This is a genomic window from Microbacterium phycohabitans (assembly GCF_032464935.1).
GTDB classification, from domain to species: Bacteria; Actinomycetota; Actinomycetes; order Actinomycetales; family Microbacteriaceae; genus Microbacterium; species Microbacterium phycohabitans.
Window position 1 is genome coordinate 92496 of sequence record NZ_JAWDIT010000001.1, and the last position, 25289, is coordinate 117784.

The following is a 25289-nucleotide window of genomic DNA, read 5'->3' on the forward strand; positions in this document are numbered from 1 at the left end:
TAGGCGCGACCTCCGACATTCGCAGGTACCGACGCGGGGTTCAGCGCAGGCGCTTGACCATGACGTCGCGGCCGATGCCCCGACGCACGACGGCGAAACCCTCGGATCGGTACAGCGACACGGCGAAGTTGTCGCGCTCCACGCTGAGGCTGATGCGGGCGTACCCCTCGCCGCGCGCGTGGTCGACGAGCCGTTGCAGCAGGGCACGCCCCGTTCCGTGCGAGCGCCAGACGGGCCGTACGCCGATGATGAGCTCCGGCACGCCCGTCCCGATCCACCCGAACCCGGGCTCGTCGCGCGGCAGCATGCGGTACCAGGCGGCGCCGACCGCCTCACCCGTCGGCGATTCGGCCACGAAACCCGCATCCCCCGGGCGCTGCCACCCGGCGATGTAACGGCGATGGTCGGGACTGCTCAGCACCTCGTGGCGGGGGCGGGCTCCGCCGGCGCGCCAGTTGGCGGCCTCGACGGTCATGTCGGCGAGGAAGGCGCCGTCGGAACGGACAGCCGCACGGATCGGGAGACCGGGCATGCCCGCATGATAGCGAGCGAGCGACCTCGCCGTGCGATCGTGACGACCGCCCCGGCGCCCCGCGACCGGCATCCACGCCCCGGTGGACGGCACCACCGCGGACGGCACCCCGCCCAGGAGCCCGCACCCGCACCCCGAAGGACCCGCCGCCGCCGAGGGCACCCTGGGAACGGCGGAGCGCCGCCGGGCGATCCCCGCGGCGCTCCCCGATGCTCAGGCCTCGATGACCATCGGCACGATCATGGGCCGACGACGCAGCGACTGGTTGACCCAGCGTCCGATCGTGCGACGCACGACCTGCGACAGGGCGTGGTTGTCGCGCACCCCCGACTTCGCCGCCTCGGCGAGTGCCGCGGCGATCTTCGGCTTAACACTGTCGAAGACCTTGTCGTCCTCCGCGACGCCGCGCGCGTGGATCTCGGGTCCGGACACGATCCTGCCCGTCGCCGAATCGACGACGACGATGACCGAGATGAAGCCCTCCTCGCCGAGGATGCGACGATCCTTGAGGTCGGCATCCGTGATCTCGCCCACCGACGAGCCGTCGACGTACACGAAGCCGATGTCGACCTGGCCGACGACCTCGGCGACGCCGTCGCGCAGATCGACGACCGTGCCGTTCTCGCCGAGGATGGTGTTCTTCTCCGGGATGCCGGTCTCGCGGGCGAGCTTGGCGTTCGCCATGAGGTGGCGGTACTCGCCGTGCACGGGCAGTACGTTCTTCGGCTTCAGGATGTTGTAGCAGTACAGCAACTCGCCCGCCGCGGCGTGGCCCGAGACGTGCACCTTCGCGTTGCCCTTGTGCACCACGGTCGCACCGAGCTTGGTGAGCCCGTCGATCACGCGGTAGATGGCGTTCTCGTTCCCGGGGATCTGGCTGGATGCCAGGATGATCGTGTCGCCCTCGCCCGGCTCGATCGCGTGGTCGAGGTTGGCCATGCGGCTGAGCACGGCCATCGGCTCGCCCTGCGAGCCGGTCGACATGTAGACGATCTTGTCGTCGGGCAGATCGCGCGCCTTCTTGTAGTCGATGAGCACACCGTCGGGCACGTTCAGGTAGCCGAGGTCGGCGGCGATGCCCATGTTGCGCACCATGCTGCGCCCGAGCAGGGCCACGCGGCGACCGTTGGCGTGCGCGGCGTCGAGCACCTGCTGCACGCGGTGCACGTGGCTGGAGAAGCTCGCGACCACGACGCGACGCGGCGCCTTGGCGATCACCTGGTCGAGCACCGGCCCGATGCCCCGCTCGGTGGGCGTGAACCCGGGCACGTCCGCGTTGGTGGAGTCCACCAGGAACAGGTCGACGCCCTCTTCACCGAGCCGCGCGAAGGCGCGGAGGTCGGTGATGCGGCCGTCGAGCGGCAGCTGGTCCATCTTGAAGTCGCCGGTGGCGAGAACCAGACCCGCGGGCGTGCGGATGGCGACGGCGAGGGCATCAGGGATCGAGTGGTTGACCGCGACGAACTCGAGGTCGAAGGGGCCGACCTGCTCGCGCTGGCCCTCCTTCACCGTGAGCGTGTAGGGCCGGATGCGGTGCTCCTTGAGCTTCGCCTCGATGAGGGCGAGCGTGAGACCCGAACCGATGAGGGGGATGTCGCCCTTGAGCTTGAGCAGATACGGGACGGCGCCGATGTGGTCCTCGTGGCCGTGCGTCAGCACGACGCCGACGATGTCGTCGAGCCGGTGTCTGATCGGCTCGAAGTCGGGCAGGATCAGGTCGACGCCGGGCTGGTGCTCCTCGGGGAAGAGGACGCCGCAGTCGACGACGAGCAGCTTGCCGTCGTACTCGAAGACGGTCATGTTGCGACCGACCTCGCCGAGGCCGCCGAGCGGGATGACGCGGAGGGTGCCCGCGGCGAGCGCGGGCGGGTCGAACGGGGTAGTGGGCATGTGAGCCTCCTCGGATGCCGCCTCGCGGCATCCATCTTCGTGTCGGATGCCGTTTCGCGGCATCCTTCTCGTGGCGCCCAGGCCGCGGTTCGGCGGACGCCGATGCTTATCTCGTCGTGCCGTGCACCTTCGGCAGCGCGCCGCCGGCGGCCGCGTTGCGGTCGGGGCGGAAGTTGGAGAAGTCGGCGCCGGCCACGTTCTTCACGAGGGCCAGTTCGTCTTCGATGACGGCGGCTTCCCACTCCTCCGGCCCGACGAGGGGCAGGCGGACGCGGGGGCTGCCGATGCGGCCGAGGCCGTGCAGGATGTACTTCGCCGCGACGGTGCCGGGGACGTGCGTCATGACCGCCCGCACGAGCGGCTCGAGGCCCTTGTGCGCGGCGGTGGCCGACGCCAGATCGCCCGCGTTCACGGCATCCACGATGGTGCGGTAGGGCGCGGCGGCGATGTTCGCCGTCACGCCGATGAGTCCCGAGGCGCCGATCGACAGGTGGGGCAGGACGTTGGCGTCGTCACCGGAGAAGTACATGAGGTCGGTCTGGTTGAGCACGCGGCTGACCTCGCTGAAGTCGCCCTTGGCGTCTTTGATGGCGAGGATGTTGGGGTGCTTCGCGAGGCGCAGGATGGTCTCGTACTTGATGGGCACGCCGGTGCGACCGGGGATGTCGTAGAGGATCACCGGCAGGTCGGTGGCGTCGGCGACGAGACGGAAATGGGTCAGGATGCCGGCCTGCGTGGGCTTGTTGTAGTAGGGCGTGACGATCATGATGCCGTCGGCGCCGGCCTTCTCGCTCGCCTTGTAGAGCTCGATCGCGTGCGCGGTCTCGTTCGAGCCACCGCCCGTGATGATCTTGGCGCGACCGGCGGAGACGCTTTTGCCGACTTCGACGAGCCGGAGCTTCTCGGGGTCGGTCAGGGTCGAGGTCTCGCCCGTGGTGCCCGTGACGACGATGCCGTCGGCTCCCGCGGTGATGACGTCGTCGATGTGCTTCTCGGTGGCGGGCCAATCGACTTCGCCGTCGGCGGTCATCGGAGTGATGAGCGCGACGAGCACCTGACCGAAGGGATTGCCGGAGTGCGTCATGCTCCCAGGTTATCGGTTCGAGGGCCCCCTCCCCCGGCGTCCACCGCGGTCGGTGTGAACAATGCGTGACGGCGGGGGCGTCCTAGGGTGAGCGCATGGCCTGGACGACCCGCGCGACGCGCACCGTGTACGAGAATCCCTGGATCCACGTTCGGGAGGACGAGGTGACCGGGCCGCACGGCGACGGCATCTACGGAGTCGTGCGCATGCAGAACCCCGCGGTCTTCGTCGTCGCTCTCGACGACGACGAGCGCGTCTGCTTCGTGGAGCTCGAGCGGTACACGACCGGGCGTTCGATCGAGATCCCCGCGGGCGGGTCCGACGGGGAGGATCCTCTCGTCGCGGCGCAGCGCGAGCTCCTCGAGGAGGCCGGGGTGACGGCATCCGAGTGGCACGACCTCGGAACGATGAACGCCCTCAACGGCATCGCCGACGCCCCCGAGCACGTCTTCCTCGCCCGCGGCCTGTCGATGACGGATGCCACGCACTCGCAGCACGAGGAGGGGATCGACGCCGTGCGATGGCTCCCGTTCGCCGACGCTCTCGCGTCGATCGCTGCGGGCGGGATCACCGACGGAGAGACGATCGCCGCCCTCGCCTTCGCTGGGATCCGGCTCGGGCGGTTCCGCTGAGGCGGATGCACGTGGAGCCCCCGCGCGGCGTCCTACCCGCGGCGGTCGCGCCGTCGCCTCCGGCCTGGTCGGGTCAGCGCCCGCGCGACGCCGCGCGCACGACGACCGCGTCGGGCAGCAGGCGCGAGCCGGCGACCAGCAGCTTGTACCGCCACGACGGCACCGACACCGAGCGACCCCGCGCGGCGTCGCGCAGACCCTCGCGCACGACGGTGGCCGCGTCGAGCCACAGGCGGTCGGGAACGCCCTCCTGCCCGGGCGGGAGGCCGAGTCGCGCATGGAAGTCGGTGTGCACGAAGCCCGGGCACACGGCCGTCACGGTCACCCCGCGCGGCCCGTACACGACGTTCGCCCACCGGCTGAACGAGATGAGCCACCCCTTCGCGGCGCCGTAGGTCCCCCGCGGGACGAACCCGGCGACGGAGGCGACGTTGACGATGCGGCCGCTCCCCCGCGACAGCATGGGGGTCAGGGCCGCGTGCGTGAGCCGCATCGCGGCCTCCACGTGCAGTCGCAGGTGGCGCACCTCGGCATCGACGTCGTTCTTCTCGAAGGCGAGGTCGAGCCCGAACCCCGCGTTGTTGACGAGCACGTCGATGTCGCCGGCGCCGAGGCGCTCCTCGACGCGGGCGAGGGCGTCGGGCTCGAGGAGGTCGGCGACGACCACCTCGGCCGTGACGCCGTGACGTTCGCGCACCTCGGCGGCGATGGCCTCGAGCGCCGCCGCGTCGCGGGCGACGAGAACGACGTCGGCTCCGCGCGCGGCGAGCTGTCGGACGAACTCGGCTCCGAGGCCCGAGCTCGCGCCCGTGATCACCGCGGTCCGCGCCATGTCAGTCTCCTCGCCGGTACGTCTCGAAGCGGTACCGGATGCCGCTGCGCGACGTGCGCCACCCCTCGACGGGGTCGGCGGCGACCTGCCGCCACCCCCGGGTGGAGGGCGCTCGGGTGTCGCCGTCGACGGCGAGGTCGAGACGCGTCACCTCGAGGACGTCGGCGCGGTCCACCGCCTCGGCGTAGAGCATGCCGCCCCCGATGACCCAGACCTCACCATCGCCGGCCAGCTCGAGAGCCTCGTCGAGCGACCCGGCGCGCTCCGCCCCCTCGGCGGCCCACGCGTCGGATCGCGTCACCACGATGTTCCGCCGCCCCGGGAGCGGACGGAACCGCGGGGGCAGCGACTCCCAGGTGCGCCGGCCCATGATCACGTCGTGCGACCCCGTGATCTCGCGGAAGTGCGCCATGTCTTCGGGCACGTGCCACGGCATCCCGCCGTCCGCCCCGATGACGCCCTCGCGGGCCTCGGCCCAGACCAGACCGACCGAGGTCATACGGCGACGGCCGCGCGGATGGCGGGGTGGTGCTGATAGCCCTCGACGACGATGTCGTCGTAGGTGTAGTCGAAGATCGAGTCGGGGGTGCGAGCGAACCGCAGCACGGGAGCGGGGTACGCCTCTCGCGTGAGCTGCTCGACCACCTGCTCGCGGTGGTTGTCGTAGATGTGGCAGTCGCCGCCGGTCCAGACGAACTCGCCTGGCTCGAGGCCCGTCTGCTGCGCGATCATCATCGTCAGCAGAGCGTAGGACGCGATATTGAAGGGGACGCCGAGGAACATGTCGGCGCTGCGCTGGTAGAGCTGGCACGACAGCTTGCCGTCGGCCACGTAGAACTGGAAGAGCGCGTGGCACGGGGCGAGGGCCATGTCGGGGATGTCGGCCGGGTTCCACGCCGACACGATCAGCCGCCGCGAGTCGGGATCGCGACGGATCTGCTCGACGACCTGGGCGATCTGGTCGATGGTGCCGCCGTCCGCCGTCGGCCAGGAGCGCCACTGCACCCCGTAGACCGGGCCCAGCTCGCCGTCGGCGTCGGCCCACTCGTCCCAGATCGAGACGCCGTTCTGCTGCAGCCACGAGACGTTGGACTCGCCGCGCAGGAACCACAGCAGTTCGTACACGATCGACTTGAGGTGAACGCGCTTGGTCGTCACCAGGGGGAAGCCCTCGGCGAGGTCGAACCGGATCTGCCGGCCGAACACGCTCGTGGTGCCCGTACCGGTGCGATCGGACTTGTGCACGCCCCGCTCGAGGACGTCGCGGAGCAGGTCTTCGTAGGGCGTCGGGGTGTCGGCGATCACGCGCTTCACGATACCCGCGTGGACCCCCGCTCCGCCGCTCGTCCACACTCTCCCCGTAGAGGTCGCCCCCGGGGAGGAGGTCCCCGCTCCTCCCGGGCCGACCGGATGCCGCTGAGCCCCGCCCGTGAGAACGCTGAGCGGGAGCGTCATGCGAGGACTCATCGGCCCGCGGCCCCTCACGGCGCACTACCGTTGACCGTCGTGAACCTGACCATCGCCCTCCTCTCGATCGCGGCTCTCGTCGTGGTGGCGACGGCCGCGGGCCTCCTCCTGCGCCGCCGCGACGGCCGCGCGCGCACCGTCGATTCGGCCGAGGTCGTCGATCCGCGCCGTCTGGGCGCCGACGCTCTGGGCGAGGAAGCGACTCTGCTGCAGTTCAGCACCGAGATGTGCACGCGCTGCCCGGGTGTGCACCGCATGCTCGGCGAGGTCGCCGACAACCGTGACGGCGTGCGTCATCTCGACGTCGACCTCACGCACCGCCCCGACATCGCTCAGCACTTCCGCGTGCTGCAGACGCCCACCACCCTCGTTCTCGATCGCCGTGGCGTCGTGCGCACGCGCTTCGGTGGAACGCCCGGACGTGCAGTCATCGAACTCGAACTGGACACCCTTCAGAAGGAGGCCGCCCGTGCCTGACGTCTCGCGCATCGACGCCCGCGGCCCCCGGTTCGCGGCATCCATCACCGCCGCTCTGCTGCTCGTCGCGACGCTGCTGAGCCTGATCGGCCTCTCGACGCGCACCGAGGTGGCGTTCTCCGCCACCCAGCCGGCATCGGGTCGGACGTTCGTCGGGACGACCTCGGCGCTCGCCCAGGCCTCGCTCGCGGAGCGCGCGGCCGATCCGGGCTTCCTGCTGCTCCTCGTCGTCGCGCTGCTGTTCGTCTGGGGCGTCGTCGCTCCTCGCACCGCGCCGTGGAGCGTGCTCTACCGCCGGGTCGTGCAGCCTCGGCTGGCTCCGCCGACCGACTTCGAGGATCCGCGCCCGCCGCGCTTCGCGCAGGGCGTGGGGCTGTTCGTCTCCGCCGTGGGGCTGCTCCTGCACCTCGCCGGTGTGCCCTGGGCCCTGCCGATCGCGGCAGCGATGGCCTTCGTCGCCGCGTTCCTGAACGCCGTCTTCGGGCTGTGCCTCGGGTGCCAGCTGTACCTCGTCCTCCAGCGCGCGGGGCTGCTCGGCCGCCGCGGGCCCGCCACCGCCTGAGCGGTTCGTGAGACGGGGCTGTCAAGTCCCGCGCGTCGTCGGAACGCCTCGTTAGGCTGGCCGCGTCGCGGTCACCACCGACCGCGCCGGATCAACGGAGGTTCCCCATGGCCGTCACGAGCGAAGCCAACACCGCCTGGAAGGGCAGCCTGTTCGAGGGATCGGGCGAGGTGACGTTCACCTCGTCGGGCATCGGCACGTTCGACGTCAACTGGAAGGCTCGCAGCGAGGGCTCGAGCTCGGTCACCACGCCCGAGGAGCTGCTCGCGGGCGCCCACTCGGCGTGCTTCAGCATGGCGCTGTCGAACGCCCTCGCCGACAACGGCACCCCGCCCACGTCGGTCGACACGACCGCGTCGATCACCTTCAAGCCCGGCACCGGCATCACCGGCAGCCACCTCAACGTCAACGCCGTCGTCCCCGATCTCGACGACGCCACCTTCCAGAAGATCGCCGCCGACGCCAAGGCGAACTGCCCCGTGTCGCAGGCGCTCGCCGGTATCGACATCACCCTCGAGGCGACGCTTGCCTGAGACCCCGGCCCGACGCGTCGTCATCGCCGGCGCGTCGGGCCTCATCGGCTCGGCGCTCGCGGACTCCCTGCGCAACGACGGCGTCGAGGTCGTCTCGCTCGTCCGTCACGCCCCCTCGGCACCGCACGAGCGGCAGTGGCTGCAGGATGCCGCTCCTCTCGACCCCGACGTCATCGCCGGGGCCGACGCGGTGGTGTGCCTCAACGGCGCCTCGATCGGCCACTTCCCGTGGACCCCGTCGTACAAGTCGACGCTGCTGTGGTCGCGGGTGACGCCGACGCGTACGCTGGCCGCCGCCGTCCGCGCTCTCGGCGACGACGCTCCGGCGCTCGTCAACGCGAGCGCGACCGGCTTCTACGGCTCTCAGCCGGGCGTCGAGCTCACCGAGTCCTCACCGCGCGGAAGAGGCCTGCTCGTCGACATCTGCGTGGACTGGGAAGCGGCCGCCCGCGATGCCGGCGACAAAGCCCGCGTCGCCCTCCTGCGCACCGCTCCCGTCGTGCACGAACAGGGCGTGCTCAAACCGCTCCTGCTCCTCACCAAGCTCGGCATCTCGGGGCCCATCGGACGCGGGACCCAGGTGTGGCCGTGGATCTCGCTCGACGACGAGGTGCGTGCGATCCGTCACGTGATCGACTCCCACATCGACGGTCCCGTCAACCTGACCGGTCCGACCCGCGCGACGGCGAACGACCTCGGCTTCGCCCTGGCGCGGCGCATGAACCGTCCCTTTGTTCTGCGCGCGCCGATCTGGGGCGTCAAGCTCGCCCTCGGAACGGATGCCACCGAGGCACTGCTCACCTCCGACGCCGATGTGAAGCCGACGGTCCTGAACGAGACCGGCTTCTCCTTCACCCACCGCACGGTCGAAGACGCGGTCGTGTCGGCCGTGCCCGCAGCCGGCTGACGACGAGGCGGCGGGGCGACGACGGCGCGGAGTCAGCGCCCGCGTCGCTCCGCCGCCTCGAGACGTATCGCGGTGCGCACCGCGTCACGCGCGCGTCGCCGGTCGCCCGCGGCGTCGTAGGCCAGCGCGAGACGGTAACGGGCCCGCCAATCGGCGGGGTCCGCCTCGACCTCGGCCCGATAGCGCGGGAACAGCGCGGCGCCGTCGGCGCGTTCGATGCGACCGCTCGGCCGCACGGGGAGGTCTTCGTCGGGCAGACCGCCCTCGGCGTCGAGTCTCTCGCCGATCTGCTGCGCCCGAACCCCGAACCACAGCTCGCGGCCGATCGCCCAGAGGGCCAGGAGGGGAAGGACGAGCAGCGCGACGCCCATCACGACGCCGACGGCCTCTCCGCTGGAGAGCAGGACGAGCGCCCGCTGCCCGGCGAGAACGACGTAGAGCAGCAGCAGCACCGTCATGACGGCGACGGCGATGCGGACCCTCATGCGCTCGTCGCGCTCGCGACCTGACCCGAGACGTCTCCGTCGGAGACGGGCGCGCCGGTCTCGACCGGCCGCGTGCGCACGCCGATGTCGATGAAGCTGTCGAGACCGATGGTGACGCCCCGTGCCGCGCGCGCCGCCGCGAGGGCGATGCGGATCCCGGGCGCGTACGCCGTGGTCGGGTCGATCGTGTCGTGCACGATGGTCAGCGATTCCCCCGCGCCCGAGAGCACGGTCTCCTGGCGGGCGACGACGCCCGGACGACGCAGCGAGTGGATGGGGACGGATGCCACGCGCTGTCCGCGAGCGCGCTGATCGACGTGCGGCGACTCGACGGGCCCGACTTCGGCGCGGGCCGCGGCGATGAGCTCGGCCGTGCGCACCGCGGTGCCGCTGGGCGAGTCGACCTTCGTGTCGCGGTGGGCCTCGACGATCTCGATCGACGGGAAGAACGGGGCCGCAGCGGCCGCCAGCGCGCTGCCGATCACCGACCCGAGCGAGAAGTTGGGGATGAACACGACGCCCGTGCCGGCCGCCTCGGCGAGCGGACGCACGAGGGCGATGCGCTCGTTGGACCACCCCGACGTGCCGACGAGCACGTTGACGCCCCGATCGATCGCGGCGCGGACGACGTCGATGGACACCGCCGGCGTCGAGGCGTCGACCACGAGGTCGGCCCCGTCGAGCTCGGCGAGGTCGGACTGCGAGCCGAGCACGGCGGCGACCTCGTATCCGTCTTCGGCCTCGACGACCTCGCGGATCACTCCGCCGAGCTTGCCGGTTCCGCCCACGATGGCAACGCGTGTGGTCATGCCACCAGCCTAGGCGTCGGCGGCCCCGCCGGTCCGGCGCCGTCCACAGACGCGCCGCGCGGGCGGCATCCGGATCAGACGGGCAGCGGCATCACGCGGGTAGCGGCATCACACGGGCAGCGGGTCGACCAGTCCGGTGCGCAGCTCGACCGGCAGGTGCGCGAGGTCGTTGTGCGACAACAGCGTCCAGGGGCGACCCTTCTTCTGCGCGATGACCGTGAGTCCGCAGTACGCCTGGTTGATCGTCATCCAGCGCCAGTCGGGAGCCTGCAGCACCTCGCGCACGAACCACGAGATGACGAAGTTGTGGGTGATGACCAGCTCGTGCACCTCCCCCGCCTTGCGGGCGAGGAACTCGGCGGTCGCGTCGGCCATCTGCGCGCGTCCCGCGTCGATCTCGGCCTCGGTCACCGAGCCGAAGAAGGGCTCATAGGCGGCAGGCGTCTCGGGCGTCATCCCGGTCGGGACGCAGTCGAACAGCAGCGCCGACGACTCCGGCGCCACCGACGGAAGGCGGTCGGCGACGGCGCGCGCCGTCTGCGCGGCCCGTTCGAGGGGCGAATGCCACACCGCGTCGAGGGGAAGACCCGACAGACGGTCGGCGAGCAACGCGGCCTGGCGCTGACCCCGCGGCGACAGCGGGCCGTCGGTGAGTCCATGCTCGGCATCCTGGTGCTCGCCATGGCGCACCAGGTAGATGTAGTGCGTCACGTCAGCTCACCCCGTTGTCGATCTGCCGTCCCCCGGCCGGTCCTCCCAGCCTACGTCACGCTCCGCAGGGGGCGGCCCTCACTCGGCCGCGCGGGCGATGTCCGACAGCTGCGAGCGGCTGAGCCGCACGCCCACGGCCCGCATGCACTCCATCACGTGACGCGGGGCGAAGGCGTTGACGATGGGCGCCGTGATGATCTTCTGCGCGAGCAGCCACGCGACCGCCACCGCGGCATCCGGGATGCCGAGTTCGTTGCCGACGGCGTCGAGGGCGCGCAGGACGCGCGAACCGCGCCGGTTCAGGTGGGCCGCGACCTGGAAGCCGCGCACCGACTGCGTCGACTGGCCGCGCGTGCGCGTCTCGCCCGCGAGGAATCCGTGGGCGAGAGGATGCGACGGGGTCACCGCCATGTTCTGGGCCGACGCGATCAGACGCACGTCGCCGTCGAACTCCGAGCGCCGCAGCACGTTGTAGGGCACGTCGAGCACGGTGATCCGGGGGTACCCGGCCGAGGACAGGATGCGCGCCTCCACGAGCTGGGCGGCGGTGTAGCCATGGGCGCCGATCGCGCGCACTTTGCCGGAATCGACGAGCCACTCGCTCGTCGCGAGGGTGTCCTCCAGCATCGCCGTGTCGCCGCGTGCCGCGTCGAGCGAGAGCACGTCGATGCGGTCGGTGCCCAGGCGCGTGAGCGACGCCTCGACCGCGCGGACGAGGTTCACCGAGTCGAGGCCGGGATTGTCGGGGTGCCCGCCGATGCGCACGGTCAGGACCGTGTCGTCGCGCACGCGTCGGGAACGCATCCACGCCCCGATGATGTATTCGCTGCGGCCGGCTGCGTAGCTGTCGGCGGTGTGCACGGCGTTGCCGCCGAGTTCGGCGTACGCGTCGAGGATCTCGTGGCTCGCGGCGGCATCGACGTTCCACCCGAACTCGCCGCCGCCGAGGAAGAGCGGGAAGACGTCGAAACCCGTCTCGCCGAGCGGAACGCGCACGTGCGAGCCGAGGCCCGGTCCCTGGAGCGTGATGGGGGCGGACGGATGCGGGGCGCGATCCCGACGCAGGCGCGGCGAGGCCGTCTCGTCGACGCCCGAGCCGCTCATGGTGGGCTCCCCTCTCGCGCCGGGAATCGGTGCGGATGTGCCGCACACCCTCGCCCCCCGACGTACTTCGAGGGTATGCGTTCCCCCGGACGGGGCCGCAGTTTCACCCGGCACGGCGATAAACATTGCGTAACGCTTGAGCGGGGCGCAGCCCCATCAGCCTCGCAGGCCACTCCTGTCACACGACGGATGCCCGCCCCGCACGAGGCGGGACGGGCATCCGAGGAGGAAAGGATCAGCCTTCGGCGGGAGCCTCGGGGCCCTCGCTCGCGGCGGCCGAGCTCTGCGTGTCCGCGGGCTCGGGCGTGGTCGCCTCCTCGTCGAGCACGGGCTCGAGCGACAGCTTGCCGCGGTCGTCGATCTTCGTGATGCGCACGAGGATCTTGCGACCGACCGAGAGCACGTCTTCGACGTTCTCGACGCGCTTGCCACCGGCGAGCTTGCGGACCTCGCTGACGTGCAGCAGGCCGTCCTTGCCGGGAAGCAGCGAGACGAACGCACCGAAGGTCGCGATCTTGACGACCGTGCCGAGGAACTGCTCGCCGACCTCGGGGTTGGTCGGGTTGGCGATCGCGTTCACCTGGGCGCGGGCGGCCTCGGCCGAGGGGCCGTCGGTCGCACCGATGTAGACGGTGCCGTCGTCCTCGATCGAGATCTGGGCGCCGGTCTCGTCCTGGATGGAGTTGATCGTCTTGCCCTTGGGTCCGATGAGCTCACCGATCTTGTCGACCGGGATCTGCACGCTGATGACGCGAGGCGCGGTGGGCGCCATCTCGTCGGGAGCGTCGATCGCGGCGTTCAGGACGTTGAGGATCGTCAGACGAGCCTCCTTGGCCTGGGTGAGGGCTGCGGCCAGCACCGACGACGGGATGCCGTCGAGCTTCGTGTCGAGCTGGATCGCCGTGATGAACTCCGACGTGCCCGCGACCTTGAAGTCCATGTCGCCGAGGGCGTCTTCGGCGCCGAGGATGTCGGTCAGTGCGGCGTAGCGCGTCTGGCCGTCGACCTCGTCCGTGACCAGGCCCATGGCGATACCGGCGACGGGGGCGCGAAGGGGCACACCCGCGTTCAGCAGCGACAGGGTCGAGGCGCAGACGGAGCCCATCGAGGTGGAGCCGTTGGAGCCGAGGGCCTCGGAGACCTGACGGATCGCGTAGGGGAACTCCTCGCGGCTGGGGAGCACCGGAACGAGCGCGCGCTCGGCCAGGAAGCCGTGACCGATCTCGCGACGCTTCGGGCTGCCGACACGGCCGGTCTCACCGGTCGAGTAGGGCGGGAAGTTGTAGTGGTGCAGGTAGCGCTTGCTCGTGATGGGCGACAGCGAGTCGATCTGCTGCTCCATCTTGAGCATGTTCAGCGTGGTGACGCCCAGGATCTGGGTCTCGCCGCGCTGGAAGATCGCCGAACCGTGCACGCGCGGGATGACCTGCACCTCGGCGTCGAGCGGACGGATGTCGGCCAGGCCGCGGCCGTCCATGCGCACGCCCTCGGCGAGGATGCGACCGCGCACGATCGTCTTGGTGACCGACTTGTAGGCGGCGCTGAACTCCAGCGTCGCGACGGCGGGCAGTTCGCCCGACTCGACGGCGGCGAGCAGCTGCTCCTTGACCGAGGACTTGACCTCGTCATCGGCGTTCTGGCGCTCCTGCTTGTCGGCGATCTGGTACACCGGCACGAGGCGGTCGTACGCGCGGCCGGCGACGAAGTCGTAGGTCTCCTGGCTGTAGGCCGGGAAGACGGGGAACGACTGGATCTCCTTCGAGGCGCTGCGGGCGACCTCGTTCTGCGCGTCGACGAGCTGACGCAGGAAGGGCTTGGCGGCCTCGAGGCCCTCGGCGACGACCTGCTCGTTGGGCTTGGTCGCGCCGCCCTTGATGAGGTTCCAGCTGCCCTCGGTGGCCTCGGCCTCCACCATCATGATGGCGACGTCGCCGTCGTCGAGCACGCGGCCCGCGACGATCAGGTCGAAGACGGCATCCTCGAGCTGCTCGGCCTTGGGGAACGCGACCCACTGGTCGGCGTGCTCGCCCTGACCGGGGATGAGCGCGAGGCGGACACCCGCGATCGGACCCGAGAACGGCAGACCCGAGATCTGGGTCGACATCGACGCGGCGTTGATCGCGAGGGCGTCGTAGAACTCGCCGGGCGCGATCGAGAGCACGGTCACGACGATCTGGACCTCGTTGCGCAGACCCTCGACGAACGAGGGGCGCAGCGGACGGTCGATGAGGCGGCACACGAGGATGGCCTCGGTGGAGGGGCGACCCTCGCGACGGAAGAACGAGCCGGGGATCTTGCCCGCGGCGTACGAGCGCTCCTCGACGTCGACGGTCAGCGGGAAGAAGTCGAAGCCTTCACGCGGGTGCTTGCCGGCGCTGGTGGCCGACAGGAGCATGGTCTCTTCGTCGAGGTAGGCGGCGACAGCGCCCTGGGCCTGCTGAGCGAGGCGACCGGTCTCGAAGCGGACGGTACGGGTGCCGAAACGGCCGTTGTCGAGAACGGCTTCAGCGGCGGTGATTTCTGGACCTTCCAAGAGGTCCCTCCTTCTTTGTTTAGGCTCGCCGCCCCGTGTGGGCGACGAGCTGACATGCGAAGGAGCAGGAACAGGCAGAAAGGGCGCGCCGACGAATCGACCCGGAAATCCCGGCGACTGGCCACCAGTAGACGACCACCCGGCGTTCCGACGGGGAGTCCACCACAGGGGACCAGCGTCTGCCGGCCTGCTCCGTGAGCTCATATGTATTTGAGCGGATGCCAACACGGCATTCGGGCTCCACCCTACCAGCGACGACTCCCCCGGGGTGGTCGCGCCACGCTTTCGTGCTCTAGCGTGACCACATGGGTCTCACGCGTCTCACCAGTCACACGCTCGCGGCGTGCCTGGTCGTGGGCGCCGCCCTCGTGCCGTTCCCGGCGTCCGCCGCCGTCACCTCGGCCGTGGCGAGCCCGCGTTCCGCCGCCGTCGACGAGTCGGCCGTGGCGGCGCTGAAAGACCAACTGGATGCCGCCGAGGCCGAGGCCGCCTCCGCCTCCCGGCGCGCGCTGGATGCATCGGCCGCCGCCGAACGCACGCGTCGGCTCGCGGAGGCGACCGCCGCTCGCGCCCAGACCCTGACCCAGCAGAGCACGGCCGCCGACGCCGCCCTGTCGCAGGCGAGCAGCCGAGCCGGAGCGAGCGCGGCACGGCTCTATCGCACGATCGGTTCGGGCCCCCTGGTGGCGCAGCTGCTCACCGAGGCCGATCCCGATTCGCTGCTGCAGCGGCTCGGTCTGCTCGACCACGTCACCGCGGTCAGCGCGCGCACCGCGGGCGACGCCCGCTCGGCCGCGGATGTCGCGACCTCGCTGCGCACGCAGGCCGAGGTGGCGCGCACCGAGGCGACCCGACTGGCGACCGAGGCGCAGACCACCGCCGCCGCAGCCCGGACCGAGGCGGATGCCGAGGCGGCCGACGTCGCGGCGGCGCAGTCGCGACTGGACGAGCTCTATGCGCAACTCGCGGCCCTGCGCGAGACCACCGCCGCCCAGGAGCGCGCGGCCCGCGAGCGGCAGAAGGCCGCGCGCGACGCCGCCGAAGCCGGCGGCGCGACCGGGGGCGGCGCGGGGTCGAGCGGCTCCGGCGGCACCGGTCCCGGCAACACCGGCTCCGGGAACGGCGGCTCCGGGAACGGGTCGGGAGGATCCGGCGGTGGGTCCGGGAACGCCGGCGGGGGTGCGGCCGACGGCAGCGGCTCGGGCGCCGGATCGGGAGGGTCGGGAGGCAGCGGCGGCGGATCGGGCGGCGGCGGCTCCGGCGGAGGCGGTTCGAACAGCGGTGGCTCCGGCGGCGGCTCGACGGCACCCGCCGGCCCGATCATGAGCCCCGGCGAGGCCCGCGATCACGCGCGGGGCGCGATCCGCTCCTACGGGTGGGGCGACGACCAGTTCTCCTGCCTGGTGTCGCTGTGGAACCGCGAATCGGGGTGGCGAGCCGACGCCCTGAATCCCTGGAGCGGCGCCTACGGGATCCCCCAGGCCCTTCCGGGCGAGAAGATGGCATCCGCCGGTCTGGACTGGCGCACCAATGCGGCGACGCAGATCTCGTGGGGTCTGTCGTACATCAGCGCGCGCTACGGCTCCCCGTGCGGTGCGTGGGCGCACTCGGAGCAGACCGGCTGGTACTGAACGGCTGAGCCGGGCGAGCCGCCCCCGGACCCTTCGACGAGCTCAGGGTCCTCCCTTCGAGCGGGGCGACGCCGCCGGGTCCCGCCACGAGCTCAGGGGCCTCCCTTCACGAGGGGCGACGCCGCCGGAGCCCGCGATCAGCTCAGGGGCCTCCCGTGCGGGCAGCCCCGGGGCACCGGCGGGCGTCACGACGTGCGGGTGCGCTCCCGGTCGCCGCGGGTGGGCAGTTCGACGTACGCCTCGTGCTTCGCGCGGACGCCGTCGCCCGCGGTGCGCCCGCGCAGGCGGCGCCACACCCACGGCAACGCGTCGCGGGTCAGCCAGCCGCCGCGCGGTGCGTCGTCGTCGGCGTGCAGCGCCTCGTCGAGGCCCAGCAGGGCGCGCGCATCGGGCACGCCGAGCGCCTCCGCCGCGCGGTAGGCGACGAGCCGGTGCCCCGAGGAGCGCAGGTGCACCAGGTCGTCGGCCCACAGCGGCAGCTCACCGATCTCGGCGGCGGCCTCCAGGTCGAGCAGGATCGCTCCCTGCTCCGCCGCGATGCGTCGCAGATGCACGTTGTAGGCCGCGAAACGGCGGGCGAAGATGCGGGCCGCGGGCCGGCGCGGCAGGAAGGTCGTCACCAACAGCACGTCGGCGCCCGTGCGCCGCACCGCGCGCACCGCCGACTCCACCTCCGCCACGATCGCCGGCAGGATCGGGGCGGGCCCGACCAGGTCGTTGGCGCCGATGAGGATCGACACGAGATCGGGCTGCAGGGCGAGGGCGGCGGGGATCTGCTCGTCGATCAGGTGCCGCACCCGGCGACTGCGCACGGCGAGGTTGGCGTAGCGGAAGGGCCCGTCGTCGCTGGTGTGGGCGAGCAGCTCCGCGAGGCGGTCCGCCCACCCGCGGAACTGGCCCGAGGGCATGCGCGACGCATCGCACAGGCCCTCGGTCAGCGAGTCGCCGAGCGCCACGAAGCGGGTCCAGCGGCCCCGCGTACGCGTGGCTTCGACAGCCGCCGGGCGTGGCCCGCCCCGCAGCAACAGGTTGTCGTCGATGCGGCGCAGGGCGATGGCATCCGCGTAGTGTCCGACGAGGTCGCCCGTGAGGGCCGCCCACGTGCGCCCCTGCACGGCGTCGCGCGCGGCGCGGGCGAACGCGCGACGCTTCGCGTCGTCGCCGACGAGATCCGCGACGCGGGCGCGCAGGTCGTCGAGGTCGCCGGGCTTGTACAGCCAGCCGTCGACGCTCGAGCGCACGAGATCGAGCGGACCGCCGACCCCCGTCGCGACCACCGGGACGCCGCTGGCCAGGGCTTCCTGGATGGTCTGCCCGAACGTCTCGCTCTCACCCGGGTGCACGAACACGTCGAAGCCGGCCATGACCGACGACAGCGCCGCGCCGGACAGGTGCCCGGTGAAGAGGGCGTCCGGGAGGGCCTTCTCGAGCGACGGGCGCGAGGGCCCGTCGCCCACGATCACCACTCGGGTCTCGGGCAGCCCGGCGAGGACGCGGAGGTCGTCGACCTGCTTCTCGGGCGCGAGCCGCCCGACGTAACCGACGATGCGCTCGCCGCGCGGGGCCACCTCGGCACGCCACGCGTCGTCGCGGTGCTCGGGGGCGAAGCGCACGGCATCCACTCCCCGACCCCAGCGACGGATGCGATCCACGCCGAGCTCCTCGAGCTGACGCATCGACGCCGACGAGGGCGCGAGGGTGAGCGTCGCGCGACGGTGCAAGCGGGCGACGTGGGCGGCGACGAGCGCCGTGGCGTGCGGCAGGCCGTACTTCTGCGAATACGCGACGACGTCGGTCTGGTAGACGGCGACGGAGGGGATCTTGAGGGCGTCCGCCGCCGCGAGTCCCTGCCACCCGAGCACGAAGGGGGATGCCAGGTGCACGACGTCGGGATCGAAGTCGCGCAGCAGGGCGCCCAGGCGCGCCGCGCGGGCGAACACCACCCGCACCTCGGGGTACGACGGCAGCGGCACGGAGCGCAGGAGCTCGGTGCGGGCGCCGTGCAGGTCGGCGGTGACGTCTCCGGACTTGGGGGCGATCACGAGCGTCTCGTGCCCCGCCTCCGCCAAGTGGCGGAGGACATGGAGAACGGAACCGGTGACCCCGTTCATGTGCGGGAGGAAGGATTCGGCCAGCAGCGCGACTCTCACGAGTCCAGGGTGCGACCTCGCGCGCTCTCGCGGGGCGCGGAGAGGGCCCACGTTCGCGATGTTCACCGGATGCTCCGCGGGGCGTCACCGCCGCGTGGGCGGGGCGTCTCGATCGGCGGCGGAGAGTGACGGGATGGACGGCGTCGACGCATGGCTGCAGGCGATCGCGGCAAGCCCCTGGGCCCTGCTCGCGATGGCGGTGCTGGTGTTCGCCGATGCGTTCCTCGTCGTCATCCCGGGCGAGGCGGCGGTGACGGCGTTCGGCGCCCTCGCGGTCGCGCACGGCACTCCGTCGCTGGGCGCAGTGATCCTCGTCGCGGGAGCGGCGGCCTTCGCGGGCGACCTGTGCTGCTACCTGGTGGGGCGCGCGGTCGGCGTCGAGCGATGGGCCTGGATGCGTGGGCCCCGCGTGTCGGCCGCGTTGGAGTGGGCGCGCCGACGCCTGGAACGCAACGCCGCGCTGGTGCTGTTCACGGCGCGGTTCGTGCCGTTCGCCCGGCTCGCGGTGAACCTCGCCGCCGGAGCCTCGCGCGTGCAGCCGGCGCGGTACCTCGGCGTCGCCGCCCTGGCGGCTCTGGCGTGGGCCGCCTACCAGGCGGTGATCGGCGCGGTGGTCGCCGCCGTCGTGCCCGGGGGTCCGGTGGTGGCGGTGGTGGTGTCGATCGTCGTCGCGGTGGGGATCGGCGTGGGCATCGACCTGCTGCTCGCGCGGCGCGCGAAACGGCGGGCCGCCGCGCGGGGCTGACCCCGTCGGCTCCGGAGCGCGCAGATCGGCCGACTCCGCCCGGGAACGTGCGAGCTTCGCGCGGGGTGCGGGCGCCGCGGCCCGACGCGGCGGCTCGCAGATCGGCGCGCTCCTCGCATCCCCTACCCGGGAAGGTGCGAGCTCCGCGCGCGTCTGCGGCCCTCGGATGCCGGGAGCCGGCGCCTCAGGCCAACGCGAGCGTCTGCTCGGCGGCATCCACGAGGGCCCGGCCGTACGACGGTCCGTGACCGGCCGCGTGCACGGCGAGGGGGTGCAGCTGGTGCAGCGGCACGCGCTCGCGCCACCCGGCGCGCAGCGGCCGCGCGCGGTCGTAGGCGGCGAGGATGCGCTCGAGGAACGGGCAGCCGAAGAGCGCGAGCATCGCGAGGTCGGTCTCGCGATGCCCTCCGTGGGCCGCGGGATCGATGAGCACGACCCCCTCGGGAGTCCACAGCACGTTGCCCGCCCACAGGTCGCCGTGCAGCCGCGCGGGCGGCTCGTCGTCGTCGAACGCCCCGTCGGCGACGAGCCGGCAGGCGCGGCTCACGAGCTCGGCACCGGATGCCGACAGGTTCCCCGCCGCGACGACGATCGGCAGGAAGGGCTCGACGCGCTGAGCCGCGTAGAAGGCGCCCCAGGTCGCGGTGGGACGCGCGGGCTGCGGTCGGCGGCCGATGAAGATGTGGCCCTCCCCGCCGGGAGGGGCCGCGCCGAAGGCCGTGGCTCCGGCGGCGTGGGTCGCGGCGAGCGCGGCACCGAACGCCTCGGCCGACGCCGCGGTCGGGGGCGTCTCGGCGACGCGCTCCAGCACGATGCGCTCCTCGGTCGCCTCGACGACGCCGACGGTGCGTGCTCCGTGGGCGTCGGCGAGCCACCGCAGGCCCGCGGCCTCGGCGGCGAAGAAGCCGGCGGGCGCGTCGGCCCGGGTCTTCACGTGCTGTTCCATCGGTCCAGTCTGTCGCGATGTCGGGGGTCCGCGGCAGCATGGGGGCATGAGCGACGGCTACGACCCGGATTTCCTCGGCATCCCCCTCCTCCTGCCCGCGCCCGCCGCACCGACGACGCGGCTCGACTACGCCCGGTTCTCGGTGCTGCTGCGGGAGGATCGCCGATTCGCCGCGGTCACCGCCGTCGTGATCGACGGGGCGACCCTGCGCGACCTCCCCCGCTCGGGCGAATGGCGCCTCGACCCGCGGGTGCCCGCCGATGCGCAGGCCGGTCCCGAGGTCTACAGCCGCAACGATCTCGATCGGGGCCATCTGGTACGTCGTCGCGATCCGGGCTGGGGAGACGTCGACGAGGCTCGGGATGCCACCGAGGCCACGTTCTTCTACACGAACGCCGCCCCGCAGGCGGCCGGATTCAACCAGTCGAAGGAGCTGTGGCTCGGTCTCGAGGACCACGTCCTCGCCTACGCCGAGACGACCGATCAGCGGCTCGCGGTGTTCACGGCGCCGGTGCTCGACGACGGCGATCCGCCGTACCGCGGCATCCGGGTGCCCCTGCGGTTCTGGAAGATCGCGGCCTGGAGACGGGGCGAGACCCTCGCCGCGGCCGGCTTCGTGCTCGATCAGAGCGAGCTCGTCGACACGCGGCAGGGGCTCACGGTGCCGCCCCTCGGGGCCTTCCGCACGTTCCAGGCACCGATCGCCGACATCGCCGCCGAAGCGGGCGTCGACGTCGGGCCGCTCGTGGCCGCCGACACCTTCGCGCGTCTCGGACTGCGCCCGGTCACCCCGCGGGAGCTGAGGGGCCCCGACGACATCGTGCTGTGAGAGGCGCGCACCGGCCGGCCGGTGCGCGCCCCGGCCGGCGCGGTCGCGCCGTCCGGAGGGACGGACCGTGCGCCCGTCAGCGCACCCGGACCGCGTGCAGAACGGTGTCGATCGCGGGGTGCGCGTGACCGCCGCGCAGCTCGGCATCCGCACTCGTTCGCGTGACGCGTTCGCACCTCTCGATGCGGAAGCGATCGTCGAGCGCACCGCGCAGGAGGTCGGGCGTGTAGAGGATGGCGGGATCGGAGGGTCCGTGACCTCCCGCGGCGATGTTCTCGACGTCGTGGCCGACGACGAGGAGCGTGCCTCCGGGCGCCACCCACTGCGCGATGCGCGCAACGACCGCCGCGGCATCGGGTAGGTGGAGGTAGCACGAGACGACGAGGTCGACGGGCGACTCCGGCGCCCAGTCGTGCACGTCGCCCTGGACCCATCGCACCGCATCGCCCCCGGGTCGGGCCGCGGCGAGCGCGAGCCCCGCGCCCGAGAAGTCGAGGCCGGTGCACGACCAGCCCCTCTCGGCGAGCCACAGCGCTGTGCGTCCGTCGCCGGTCGCGATGTCGATAGCGGTCGTCGGCGCCAAGGGCGTGGCGATCTCCCGCACGACGGCGGGCGGTTGGGTGGCCCACACTCCCCCGGCGGAGGCGCGGTAGCGCTCGTCCCACTGCGTGGCATCCATCCCGACTCCTTCTGCTCGCCCCCACCCTAGGCGGAGCGCCCACGGCCGCGGGACTCGCCGACACAAGGTGCGGCCGTCCAGGGCCGCTTCGTGCGCACATCCTCCGCGATGCGCACAACCTCAGCCCGAACCGCGCGCCCGCAACGGAGTTTGCGCACATGACTGAGCCTGCGACCCGCCCACCGACCCCCACGCACGACGACGCCCCGGCGCGCGCCCGCGCGCACAACCTCCGCGATTCGCACAACCTCAGCCCGAACCGCGCGCCCGCAACGGAGTTTGTGCACATGACTGAGCCTGCGCCCCGCCCACCCACCCCCACGCACGGCGATGCCCCGGCCCGCGCCCGCGCGCACAACCTCCGCGATTCGCACAACCTCAGCCCAGAACACCCACTCGCAACGGAGTTTGCGCACATGACTGAGCCTGCGACCCGCCCCCACGCACGACGACCCACCCACCCCCACGCACGACGACCCGCCCGTCCCCACGCACGACGACGCCCCGCCGCCACACGGGCGACGGGGCGTCGAGGCGGGTTACTCCCCCGACAGACCGCCCAGCAGGTGGCCGAACGACCGGCCCTCGCCGAGGTACGACGAGGGGTCGAAGGGGTCCGCGTCGCGCACGGGCTCGCGCGCGGCGATCGCCTCGGCGAACTCCCGCGCGCCGCGGTCGACCCGCGAACCGAGCGGTGCCACCTCGTCGGCGTTCGCGCCCCAGTCGCTCGAGGCGGCGAACACCCCGGTCGGCACCGGGTTGGCGTGCAGGTAGGTGAACAGCGGGCGGATCGCGTAGTCGATGGCGAGCGAGTGGCGGGCGGTGCCGGCGTTCGCCCCGATCAGCACCGGTGTGCCGCTCAGCGCCTGCGGGTCGAGCACGTCGATGAACGACTTGAACAGGCCCGAGTAGCTCGTGGAGAAGATCGGCGTGACGGCGATGATGCCGTCGGCCGAGACGACCGTGTTGATCATCTGCTCGAGCGCCGGCGGGGCGAAGCCCGTGAGCAGGTTGTCGGTGAGGTCGTGCGCGTAATCGCGCAGTTCGAACACGTCGGCCGTGGCCTCGATCCCCCGCTCGCGCAGCTCGGCGAGAGCGGCGTGCGCGAGTCGATCGCCGAGCATGCGGGTCGACGAGGGCGTCGAGAGTCCCGCGGTGATCACCGCGATGCGGCGGGCGGCCATCTCAGGCACCCACCTTCGTCGCGGCGGCACCGAACGCGCTGCCCGTGCGAGGCGCGGCATCCTGGTACGGGCTTCCCGAGACCATGTTGTCGCCGCGGTTGGCACCGGGCACCGCCTGACGCGGGGCCGCGCCGGCGTAGATTTTCTCGACGAGGTTGGCGTGCGTGGGCGCGTCGGGAACCTCGACCGGGCGGTTTTTCTGCAGCTCCTTGCGCAGCACCGGAACGACCTCGCCGCCGAGGATGTCGAGCTGCTCGAGCACCGTCTTGGTCGGAAGGCCCGCGTGGTCGATGAGGAACAGCTGGCGCTGGTAGTCGCCGAACGTCTCGCGCATCGCCGCGTACCGGTCGATGATCTGCTGCGGCGAGCCGACGGTCAGCGGGGTCATCTCACTGAAGTCCTCGAGGCTCGGACCGTGGCCGTAGACGGGCGCGTTGTCGAAGTACGGACGGAACTCCCGCACCGCGTCCTGCGAGTTGGCGCGCATGAACACCTGGCCGCCGAGGCCGACGATCGCCTGCTGGGGTGTGCCGTGTCCGTAGTGGGCGTAGCGCTCGCGGTACAGCGTGATGAGGCGCTGGTAATGCTCCTTGGGCCAGAAGATGTTGTTCGCGAAGAACCCGTTGCCGTAGTACGCGGCCTGCTCGGCGATCTCGGGCGTGCGGATCGAGCCGTGCCACACGAACGGGGGCACGCCGTCCAGCGGTCGCGGGGTCGAGGTGAAGCCCTGCAGCGGCGTGCGGAACTTCCCCTCCCAGTCCACGACGTCCTCCCGCCACAACTTGTGCAGCAGGTCGTAGTTCTCGATGGTGAGCGGGAGGCCCTGACGGATGTCCTTTCCGAACCAGGGGTACACGGGGCCGGTGTTGCCGCGGCCGAGCATGAGGTCGGCGCGACCGCCCGACACGTGCTGGAGCATCGCGAAGTCCTCGGCGATCTTCACCGGGTCGTTCGTGGTGATGAGCGTGGTCGAGGTCGTGAGGATGAGGCGCTCGGTCTGCGCGGCGATATAGGCCAGCGTGGTCGTGGGCGACGACGACCAGAAGGGCGGGTTGTGGTGCTCGCCGAGGGCGAAGACGTCGAGGCCGACCTCTTCGGTGTGCTTCGCGATCGTGAGCGTGTCTTTGATGCGCTGGGCTTCGCTCGGGGTCTTCCCCGTGGTGGGGTCCTGGGTGATGTCGCTCACCGTCATGACACCGAACTGCATGCCCGGCCAGTTGTTCGTCTCGCTCATGATGCGACCTCCGTTTGTATGCATCTGAATATACATGTCAGAACGCACGACGCCGATCTTTATTCCGCCGTACCCCATCGGCATCCGGGATCCACCCCCATGGACCCTCGCTCGCGTCGCGATTATCGTCGCCCGGGATGACGGATGCCACCACCTCGCCCCGCACGACGACCCGCACCCCGTTCTGGGACAACGCGCGCTTCGCCGCGATCGTGCTCGTCGTCTTCGGCCACGCCATCCAGCGGCTCACTTACGACTCGGATGCCGCGCAGGCGCTGTACCTGCTCGTGTACGCGTTCCACATGCCCCTGTTCGCGCTGGTGTCGGGGTATTTCTCCTCGGGAGCCGAACCCACCCGTCGCCGGATGGCCCGCGTCGTCACCGACCTGATCGCGCCGTACCTCATCTTCGAGACCCTGTGGACGATCACGCAGTTCCTGGTGACGGGGAGGACGAATCTCGACCCCGCTCAGCCGTCGTGGACGCTGTGGTTCCTCCTCGCGCTCGCGCTGTTCCGACTCGTTCTGCCGTATCTCGCGCTGGTGCGCGGACCCGTCCTGTGGGCGCTGGCGATCTCGGTGATCGCCGGGTACCTGCCGAGCATCGACTCGACGTTCTCGGTGTCGCGGCTGCTCGGGCTGCTGCCGTTCTTCACCCTGGGGTGGTGGCTCCGCGAGCACGACGTCGTCGCGCGCCTCGGGCTGCTCGAGCGCCGTCCGGTGTGGCTGCGGGCCGTCGCCGGCGCGGTGCTCGCGGGCGCCGGGATCCTCGCCTACGCCTTCGTCGACACCTGGAACGAGGTGCGTCTGGGCACGTGGTTCTTCTTCGTCGACGCCTACGTCGATCTCGACGCCCCGCAGTGGTGGGCGGGAGCCGTGCGCCTGTCGATCATCGCCCTCGCGCTCGTGCTCATGTCGGCGTTCCTGCTTCTCATCCCCCGGCGGGAGACGCGCTGGAGCGTCCTGGGCCGGTACACGATGTACGTCTACCTGCTCCACACGTTCGTGCTCTACCCGTTCCGCCAGTCGGGCGTCCTTCGGGGCCTCGAGCCGATGTGGCTGTGGATCCCCGTCGTGATCGTCGCGAGCGTCCTCATCGCCGTGGCCCTGTCGAGCCGCCCCGTGCGACGCCTCACCCGCCCTCTGGTGGAGCCCCGGATGCCGTGGCTCTTCCGCGATCGCGAGCTCGGCGCCGGCCGCGCGTCCGCGGCATCCGGGACCGCGACGCGCCAGGCTCAACCGCCCCGAGGGGCGCCGTAGCGAGGTCCCTGAGCTCGTCGAAGGGACCCGGACCCGCGACACCCGGTGGCCTCGACGAGCTCAGCCACCTCCGC

General features: G+C 71.8%; 25 protein-coding genes. 9 read left to right on the plus strand and 16 right to left on the minus strand.

Translation table 11 applies throughout. The annotated features are described in order from the left end of the window. Positions 1-40: 40 nt before the first annotated feature. The 3 genes from RWH44_RS00460 to dapA form a co-directional block, all read right to left on the minus strand. Positions 41-532 carry a GNAT family N-acetyltransferase gene (locus RWH44_RS00460; protein ID WP_316003071.1) on the minus strand — a complete coding sequence of 164 codons (492 nt, stop codon included), beginning with the start codon at positions 530-532 and terminating at the stop codon, positions 41-43. A 213-nt stretch (positions 533-745) separates the two neighbouring features. Next, positions 746-2422, minus strand: a complete 1677-nt coding sequence (locus RWH44_RS00465) for a ribonuclease J (RefSeq protein WP_298875156.1) — start codon at positions 2420-2422, stop codon at positions 746-748. Positions 2423-2528: 106 nt separating this feature from the next. Beyond that, positions 2529-3506, minus strand: a complete 978-nt coding sequence (gene dapA / locus RWH44_RS00470; RefSeq protein ID WP_058232286.1) for a 4-hydroxy-tetrahydrodipicolinate synthase — start codon at positions 3504-3506, stop codon at positions 2529-2531. 95 nt (positions 3507-3601) lie between these two features. Between dapA and RWH44_RS00475 the strand changes: the two genes are divergently transcribed. Next, the gene (locus RWH44_RS00475; RefSeq protein ID WP_316003072.1) at positions 3602-4138 is read left to right on the plus strand and encodes an NUDIX domain-containing protein; all 537 of its coding nucleotides are present in this window, start codon (positions 3602-3604) and stop codon (positions 4136-4138) included. A 73-nt stretch (positions 4139-4211) separates the two neighbouring features. On the opposite strand, the gene RWH44_RS00480 is transcribed toward RWH44_RS00475, so the two are convergent. Genes RWH44_RS00480 through RWH44_RS00490 form a run of 3 tightly spaced genes read right to left on the minus strand, consistent with a single transcriptional unit; the run spans position 4212 to position 6275 of the window. Then, the gene (locus tag RWH44_RS00480; protein WP_316003073.1) at positions 4212-4970 is read right to left on the minus strand and encodes an SDR family NAD(P)-dependent oxidoreductase; all 759 of its coding nucleotides are present in this window, start codon (positions 4968-4970) and stop codon (positions 4212-4214) included. Between the two features lies 1 nt (position 4971). After that, complete coding sequence (locus RWH44_RS00485; RefSeq protein WP_316003074.1) at positions 4972-5469, minus strand: dihydrofolate reductase; 498 nt, start codon at positions 5467-5469, stop codon at positions 4972-4974. Continuing rightward, positions 5466-6275 carry a thymidylate synthase gene (locus RWH44_RS00490; protein ID WP_437127252.1) on the minus strand — a complete coding sequence of 270 codons (810 nt, stop codon included), beginning with the start codon at positions 6273-6275 and terminating at the stop codon, positions 5466-5468. Before RWH44_RS00490 ends, RWH44_RS00485 begins: the two co-directional genes overlap by 4 nt. 201 nt (positions 6276-6476) lie before the next feature. On the opposite strand from RWH44_RS00490, the gene RWH44_RS00495 reads away from it, so the two are divergent. The 4 genes from RWH44_RS00495 (at position 6477) to RWH44_RS00510 (ending at position 8916) form a co-directional block, all read left to right on the plus strand. Continuing rightward, positions 6477-6914, plus strand: coding sequence for a TlpA family protein disulfide reductase (locus tag RWH44_RS00495; RefSeq protein WP_316003075.1), 438 nt, complete (start codon positions 6477-6479; stop codon positions 6912-6914). Then, the gene (locus tag RWH44_RS00500) at positions 6907-7476 is read left to right on the plus strand and encodes a DUF4395 domain-containing protein (protein WP_316003076.1); all 570 of its coding nucleotides are present in this window, start codon (positions 6907-6909) and stop codon (positions 7474-7476) included. The genes RWH44_RS00495 and RWH44_RS00500 overlap by 8 nt, the downstream gene beginning before the upstream one ends. Positions 7477-7583: 107 nt before the next feature. Beyond that, complete coding sequence (locus tag RWH44_RS00505; RefSeq protein ID WP_298875133.1) at positions 7584-8009, plus strand: OsmC family peroxiredoxin; 426 nt, start codon at positions 7584-7586, stop codon at positions 8007-8009. After that, the gene (locus RWH44_RS00510) at positions 8002-8916 is read left to right on the plus strand and encodes a TIGR01777 family oxidoreductase (RefSeq protein WP_316003077.1); all 915 of its coding nucleotides are present in this window, start codon (positions 8002-8004) and stop codon (positions 8914-8916) included. Before RWH44_RS00505 ends, RWH44_RS00510 begins: the two co-directional genes overlap by 8 nt. Before the next feature lie 32 nt (positions 8917-8948). Here RWH44_RS00510 and RWH44_RS00515 read toward each other — a convergent pair whose 3' ends face one another. The 5 genes from RWH44_RS00515 to RWH44_RS00535 form a co-directional block, all read right to left on the minus strand. After that, positions 8949-9401 (minus strand): hypothetical protein, encoded by a 453-nt coding sequence (locus RWH44_RS00515; protein ID WP_316003078.1) that lies wholly within the window; start codon positions 9399-9401, stop codon positions 8949-8951. Then, positions 9398-10210, minus strand: coding sequence for a 4-hydroxy-tetrahydrodipicolinate reductase (gene dapB / locus RWH44_RS00520; RefSeq protein ID WP_316003079.1), 813 nt, complete (start codon positions 10208-10210; stop codon positions 9398-9400). The genes RWH44_RS00515 and dapB overlap by 4 nt, the downstream gene beginning before the upstream one ends. 108 nt (positions 10211-10318) lie before the next feature. Continuing rightward, a complete protein-coding gene (locus RWH44_RS00525) occupies positions 10319-10921 on the minus strand; it encodes a histidine phosphatase family protein (RefSeq protein WP_298875122.1) in 603 nt (200 codons plus the stop codon). Between the two features lie 78 nt (positions 10922-10999). Next, complete coding sequence (locus tag RWH44_RS00530) at positions 11000-12025, minus strand: aldo/keto reductase (protein ID WP_298875120.1); 1026 nt, start codon at positions 12023-12025, stop codon at positions 11000-11002. Between the two features lie 235 nt (positions 12026-12260). After that, entirely contained in the window at positions 12261-14558 is a 2298-nt protein-coding gene (locus RWH44_RS00535) for a polyribonucleotide nucleotidyltransferase (RefSeq protein ID WP_298875118.1), read from the minus strand. 305 nt (positions 14559-14863) lie between these two features. Between RWH44_RS00535 and RWH44_RS00540 the strand changes: the two genes are divergently transcribed. Further along, positions 14864-16189 (plus strand): aggregation-promoting factor C-terminal-like domain-containing protein, encoded by a 1326-nt coding sequence (locus RWH44_RS00540; RefSeq protein ID WP_316003080.1) that lies wholly within the window; start codon positions 14864-14866, stop codon positions 16187-16189. Positions 16190-16374: 185 nt separating this feature from the next. Here the strand turns inward: RWH44_RS00540 and RWH44_RS00545 are convergent, their stop codons facing one another. After that, positions 16375-18339: a GDSL-type esterase/lipase family protein gene (locus RWH44_RS00545; RefSeq protein WP_316003081.1), complete on the minus strand. Its 1965-nt coding sequence runs from the start codon at positions 18337-18339 to the stop codon at positions 16375-16377. A 133-nt stretch (positions 18340-18472) separates the two neighbouring features. On the opposite strand from RWH44_RS00545, the gene RWH44_RS00550 reads away from it, so the two are divergent. Beyond that, entirely contained in the window at positions 18473-19084 is a 612-nt protein-coding gene (locus RWH44_RS00550; protein ID WP_316003082.1) for a DedA family protein, read from the plus strand. A gap of 184 nt (positions 19085-19268) precedes the next feature. Here the strand turns inward: RWH44_RS00550 and RWH44_RS00555 are convergent, their stop codons facing one another. After that, positions 19269-20030 carry a fructosamine kinase family protein gene (locus RWH44_RS00555; RefSeq protein ID WP_316003083.1) on the minus strand — a complete coding sequence of 254 codons (762 nt, stop codon included), beginning with the start codon at positions 20028-20030 and terminating at the stop codon, positions 19269-19271. 46 nt (positions 20031-20076) lie between these two features. Between RWH44_RS00555 and RWH44_RS00560 the strand changes: the two genes are divergently transcribed. After that, a complete protein-coding gene (locus RWH44_RS00560; RefSeq protein WP_316003084.1) occupies positions 20077-20859 on the plus strand; it encodes a DNA/RNA non-specific endonuclease in 783 nt (260 codons plus the stop codon). 76 nt (positions 20860-20935) lie between these two features. On the opposite strand, the gene RWH44_RS00565 is transcribed toward RWH44_RS00560, so the two are convergent. The 3 genes from RWH44_RS00565 to RWH44_RS00575 all read right to left on the minus strand — a co-directional run bounded on the left by RWH44_RS00565 (position 20936) and on the right by RWH44_RS00575 (position 23956). Further along, entirely contained in the window at positions 20936-21538 is a 603-nt protein-coding gene (locus tag RWH44_RS00565) for a methyltransferase domain-containing protein (protein ID WP_316003085.1), read from the minus strand. 539 nt (positions 21539-22077) lie between these two features. Beyond that, the gene (locus RWH44_RS00570) at positions 22078-22722 is read right to left on the minus strand and encodes a CE1759 family FMN reductase (protein WP_316003611.1); all 645 of its coding nucleotides are present in this window, start codon (positions 22720-22722) and stop codon (positions 22078-22080) included. A gap of 1 nt (position 22723) precedes the next feature. Continuing rightward, on the minus strand, positions 22724-23956 hold the full coding sequence (locus RWH44_RS00575; RefSeq protein WP_298875094.1) for an LLM class flavin-dependent oxidoreductase: 1233 nt from the start codon (positions 23954-23956) through the stop codon (positions 22724-22726). 137 nt (positions 23957-24093) lie between these two features. On the opposite strand from RWH44_RS00575, the gene RWH44_RS00580 reads away from it, so the two are divergent. Then, entirely contained in the window at positions 24094-25215 is a 1122-nt protein-coding gene (locus RWH44_RS00580; RefSeq protein ID WP_316003086.1) for an acyltransferase family protein, read from the plus strand. Positions 25216-25289 lie beyond the last annotated feature (74 nt).

What these genes read in the sequence shown, in the direction of transcription:
- RWH44_RS00460 (WP_316003071.1), bottom strand. Translation starts at nt 532, where the DNA reads ATGCCCGGTCTCCCGATCCGTGCGGCTGTCCGTTCCGACGGCGCCTTC.
- RWH44_RS00465 (WP_298875156.1), bottom strand. Translation starts at nt 2,422, where the DNA reads ATGCCCACTACCCCGTTCGACCCGCCCGCGCTCGCCGCGGGCACCCTC.
- dapA (WP_058232286.1), bottom strand. Translation starts at nt 3,506, where the DNA reads ATGACGCACTCCGGCAATCCCTTCGGTCAGGTGCTCGTCGCGCTCATC.
- RWH44_RS00475 (WP_316003072.1), top strand. Translation starts at nt 3,602, where the DNA reads ATGGCCTGGACGACCCGCGCGACGCGCACCGTGTACGAGAATCCCTGG.
- RWH44_RS00480 (WP_316003073.1), bottom strand. Translation starts at nt 4,970, where the DNA reads ATGGCGCGGACCGCGGTGATCACGGGCGCGAGCTCGGGCCTCGGAGCC.
- RWH44_RS00485 (WP_316003074.1), bottom strand. Translation starts at nt 5,469, where the DNA reads ATGACCTCGGTCGGTCTGGTCTGGGCCGAGGCCCGCGAGGGCGTCATC.
- RWH44_RS00505 (WP_298875133.1), top strand. Translation starts at nt 7,584, where the DNA reads ATGGCCGTCACGAGCGAAGCCAACACCGCCTGGAAGGGCAGCCTGTTC.
- RWH44_RS00515 (WP_316003078.1), bottom strand. Translation starts at nt 9,401, where the DNA reads ATGAGGGTCCGCATCGCCGTCGCCGTCATGACGGTGCTGCTGCTGCTC.
- dapB (WP_316003079.1), bottom strand. Translation starts at nt 10,210, where the DNA reads ATGACCACACGCGTTGCCATCGTGGGCGGAACCGGCAAGCTCGGCGGA.
- RWH44_RS00530 (WP_298875120.1), bottom strand. Translation starts at nt 12,025, where the DNA reads ATGAGCGGCTCGGGCGTCGACGAGACGGCCTCGCCGCGCCTGCGTCGG.
- RWH44_RS00540 (WP_316003080.1), top strand. Translation starts at nt 14,864, where the DNA reads ATGGGTCTCACGCGTCTCACCAGTCACACGCTCGCGGCGTGCCTGGTC.
- RWH44_RS00550 (WP_316003082.1), top strand. Translation starts at nt 18,473, where the DNA reads ATGGACGGCGTCGACGCATGGCTGCAGGCGATCGCGGCAAGCCCCTGG.
- RWH44_RS00555 (WP_316003083.1), bottom strand. Translation starts at nt 20,030, where the DNA reads ATGGAACAGCACGTGAAGACCCGGGCCGACGCGCCCGCCGGCTTCTTC.
- RWH44_RS00560 (WP_316003084.1), top strand. Translation starts at nt 20,077, where the DNA reads ATGAGCGACGGCTACGACCCGGATTTCCTCGGCATCCCCCTCCTCCTG.
- RWH44_RS00565 (WP_316003085.1), bottom strand. Translation starts at nt 21,538, where the DNA reads ATGGATGCCACGCAGTGGGACGAGCGCTACCGCGCCTCCGCCGGGGGA.
- RWH44_RS00570 (WP_316003611.1), bottom strand. Translation starts at nt 22,722, where the DNA reads ATGGCCGCCCGCCGCATCGCGGTGATCACCGCGGGACTCTCGACGCCC.
- RWH44_RS00575 (WP_298875094.1), bottom strand. Translation starts at nt 23,956, where the DNA reads ATGAGCGAGACGAACAACTGGCCGGGCATGCAGTTCGGTGTCATGACG.
- RWH44_RS00580 (WP_316003086.1), top strand. Translation starts at nt 24,094, where the DNA reads ATGACGGATGCCACCACCTCGCCCCGCACGACGACCCGCACCCCGTTC.